Origin of the sequence: Mesorhizobium sp. M1A.F.Ca.IN.020.06.1.1 (genome assembly GCF_004023265.1) — a bacterium.
Lineage (GTDB): Bacteria > Pseudomonadota > Alphaproteobacteria > Rhizobiales > Rhizobiaceae > Mesorhizobium.
In genome coordinates, this window is sequence record NZ_RZSR01000685.1 from 1 (window position 1) to 3,342 (window position 3,342).

General features: G+C 62.3%; 5 protein-coding genes. All 5 read left to right on the plus strand.

All coding sequences use genetic code 11. From position 1 onward, the window contains the following. A partial coding sequence (locus EOA60_RS25015; RefSeq protein WP_164899515.1) for an NADH-quinone oxidoreductase subunit A occupies positions 1 to 290 on the plus strand: 290 nt, incomplete at its 5' end. After that, a complete protein-coding gene (locus tag EOA60_RS25020; RefSeq protein WP_013531090.1) occupies positions 281 to 862 on the plus strand; it encodes an NADH-quinone oxidoreductase subunit B in 582 nt (193 codons plus the stop codon). The genes EOA60_RS25015 and EOA60_RS25020, both read left to right, overlap by 10 nt. A gap of 4 nt (positions 863 to 866) precedes the next feature. Beyond that, positions 867 to 1,472 carry an NADH-quinone oxidoreductase subunit C gene (locus EOA60_RS25025; protein WP_066998762.1) on the plus strand — a complete coding sequence of 202 codons (606 nt, stop codon included), beginning with the start codon at positions 867 to 869 and terminating at the stop codon, positions 1,470 to 1,472. 9 nt (positions 1,473 to 1,481) lie between these two features. Next, positions 1,482 to 2,672 (plus strand): NADH-quinone oxidoreductase subunit D, encoded by a 1,191-nt coding sequence (locus EOA60_RS25030; RefSeq protein WP_095826207.1) that lies wholly within the window; start codon positions 1,482 to 1,484, stop codon positions 2,670 to 2,672. After that, on the plus strand, positions 2,673 to 3,342 hold a 670-nt coding region (nuoE, locus tag EOA60_RS25035), incomplete at its 3' end, for an NADH-quinone oxidoreductase subunit NuoE (protein ID WP_128312064.1).

Consider the following 3,342-nt stretch of genomic DNA (forward strand, 5'->3'; position numbering starts at 1 on the left):
TCGTTGCGCCGTTCCTGGTTGCCTACCGCAATCCCGATCCGGAAAAGCTTTCCGCCTATGAATGCGGGTTCAACTCGTTCGACGACGCCCGCATGAAGTTCGACATCCGCTTCTACCTGGTGTCTATCCTGTTCATCATCTTCGATCTCGAGGTCGCCTTCCTGTTCCCGTGGGCGGTGTCCTTCTCCAAGCTCGGCATGCTCGGCTTCTGGTCGATGATGGTGTTCCTGGCGGTGCTGACCATCGGCTTTGCCTATGAATGGAAAAAAGGAGCGCTGGAATGGGATTGAACGACAGTTCAGGCACCCTCGTCGCGCCGAAGCCCAAGGGCATCATCGATCCCAACACCGGCAGGCCGGTGGGGGAGGACGATCCCTTCTTCCTCGAGATCAATAATGAGCTGGCCGACAAGGGCTTCCTTGTCACCTCGACCGAGGCGCTGATCACTTGGGCGCGCAGCGGCTCGCTGATGTTCATGACCTTCGGTCTCGCCTGCTGCGCGGTCGAGATGATCCACACCTCGATGCCGCGCTATGACTCAGAGAGGTTCGGCGTCGCGCCGCGCGCGTCTCCGCGCCAGTCCGATATCATGATCGTCGCGGGCACACTGACCAACAAGATGGCGCCGGCGCTGCGCAAGGTCTACGACCAGATGCCGGAGCCGCGCTACGTCATCTCGATGGGTTCGTGCGCCAATGGCGGCGGCTATTATCACTATTCCTATTCGGTGGTGCGCGGCTGCGACCGCATCGTGCCGGTCGACATCTATGTCCCCGGCTGCCCGCCGAGCGCCGAAGCGCTGCTCTACGGCATTCTCCTGTTGCAGAAGAAGATCCGCCGCACCGGCACGATCGAACGGTGAACCAATGGCCTTGGCGTTGCACGAACTCTCCACCTATCTCGGCGAGAAGCTCTCCGGCCGCATCGGCGAAACGGTGCTTGCTTATGGCGAACTGACGGTTTGCGTCGAGCCGGGCAACTTGACCGAGGTCGCGACCTTTCTGCGCGACGACCCGCGCTGCCAGTTCGTCTCGATCATCGACATTTGCGGCGCCGACTATCCGTCGCGTGCCAAGCGCTTCGACGTCGTCTACCACCTGTTGTCGCCGAAGCAGAACGTCCGCATCCGCCTCAAGGTCCAGGCCGACGAGGAGACGCTGGTGCCGTCGCTGACCGGCGTCTATCCCGGCGCCGACTGGTTCGAGCGCGAGACCTATGATCTCTACGGCGTGCTCTTCTCCGGCCATCCGGACCTGCGCCGCATCCTCACCGACTACGGCTTTGAAGGGCATCCCCTGCGCAAGGACTTCCCGCTGACCGGCTTCGTCGAGGTTCGCTACGACGACGAGGCCAAGCGAGTCATCTATGAGCCGGTGGAATTGAAGCAGGAATTTAGAAACTTTGACTTTTTGAGCCCATGGGAGGGAACGGATTACGTCCTTCCGGGCGATGAAAAGGCGAAGCCAAATTGAGGCGCCACAATGGCTGAAACCTCCGTCCGCAATTTTAACATTAACTTTGGGCCTCAACACCCTGCTGCGCACGGCGTTTTGCGTCTCGTGCTGGAGCTGGACGGCGAGGTGGTCGACCGCGTCGATCCGCATATCGGCCTGCTGCATCGCGGTACCGAGAAGCTGATCGAGGCCAAGACCTATCTGCAGGCGGTGCCCTATCTCGATCGGCTCGACTATTGCGCGCCGATGAACCAGGAGCATGCCTTCGCGCTCGCGGCCGAGCGCCTGCTCGGCATCGAGGTGCCGAAGCGCGGCCAGCTGATCCGCGTGCTCTATTCCGAAATGGGCCGCATCATGTCGCACATCCTCAATGTGACGACGCAGGCGATGGACGTCGGCGCGCTGACGCCGCCTCTGTGGGGCTTCGTCGAGCGCGAGAAGCTGATGGTGTTTTATGAGCGCGCCTCCGGCTCGCGCATGCATGCGGCCTACTTCCGGCCAGGCGGCGTGCATCAGGACCTGCCGCAGAGGCTGATCGAGGATATCGGCAAGTGGATCGATCCGTTCCTGAAGTCGGTCGACGACCTTGATGCCTTGCTCACCGGCAACCGCATCTTCAAGCAGCGCAATGTCGACATCGGCACGGTGTCGCTCGCCGACGCCTGGGCCTGGGGTTTTTCGGGCGTGATGGTGCGCGGCTCGGGCGCGGCCTGGGACCTGCGCAAGGCGCAGCCCTATGAATGCTATTCCGAGATGGATTTCGACATCCCGATCGGCAAGAACGGCGACTGCTACGACCGCTATCTCGTGCGCATGGAAGAGATGCGCCAATCGGCCAAGATCATGCGCCAGTGCGTCGAACTTCTGCTCGGCAAGGAGAGCGCCGGACCGGTGTCGAACCTCGACGGCAAGGTGGTGCCGCCGAAGCGCTCGGCGATGAAGCGCTCGATGGAAGCGCTCATCCATCATTTCAAGCTCTATACCGAGGGCTATCGCGTGCCGGCCGGCGAGGTCTATGCGGCTGTCGAGGCGCCGAAGGGCGAGTTCGGCGTCTATCTCGTCTCCGACGGCACCAATAAGCCCTATCGCTGCAAGCTGCGCGCGCCGGGTTTTGCGCATCTGCAGGCCATGGATTTCCTGTGCCGCGGCCACATGCTGGCCGACGTCACCGCCGTGCTTGGCTCCCTCGACATCGTGTTTGGTGAGGTCGATCGCTAAATGTCAGTCCGCCGTCTCGCAGATGCCAGCGTCCAGCCAGCCTCCTTCGCCTTCAACGAGGCGAACGCCGCGGCGGCACAGCAGTGGATCGCCAAATACCCAAAGGGACGCGAGCAGTCGGCCATCATCCCGTTGCTCATGATCGCTCAGGAACAGGAAGGCTGGGTGACGAAGGCGGCGATCGAGACGATCTCGGATATGCTCGGCATGCCGCGCATCCGCGGCCTCGAGGTCGCGACCTTCTACACGCAATACCAGCTCAATCCGGTCGGCACCCGCGCCCATATCCAGGTCTGCGGCACCACGCCCTGCATGCTGCGCGGCTCGGAAGCGCTGATGGATGTGTGCCGGTCTAAGATCCATCACGACCAGTTCCATACCAACGACAAGGGCACGCTGTCGTGGGAGGAGGTCGAATGCCTCGGCGCCTGCGTCAACGCGCCGATGGTCATGATCTTCAAGGACACGTTCGAAGACCTGACGCCGGAGCGCCTTGCCGAGATCATCGATCTCTATGAAGCCGGCAAAGGCGCCGAGGTGAAGCCCGGTCCGCAGAACGGCCGCACCGGTTCGGAGCCGGCCACGGGCCTGACGACGCTGAAGAGCGAGAAGGCAATCCTGAAATCCACCCGCGACAAGGAAGCCAAGGCCGCCGCGAAGGCAGCCAGGC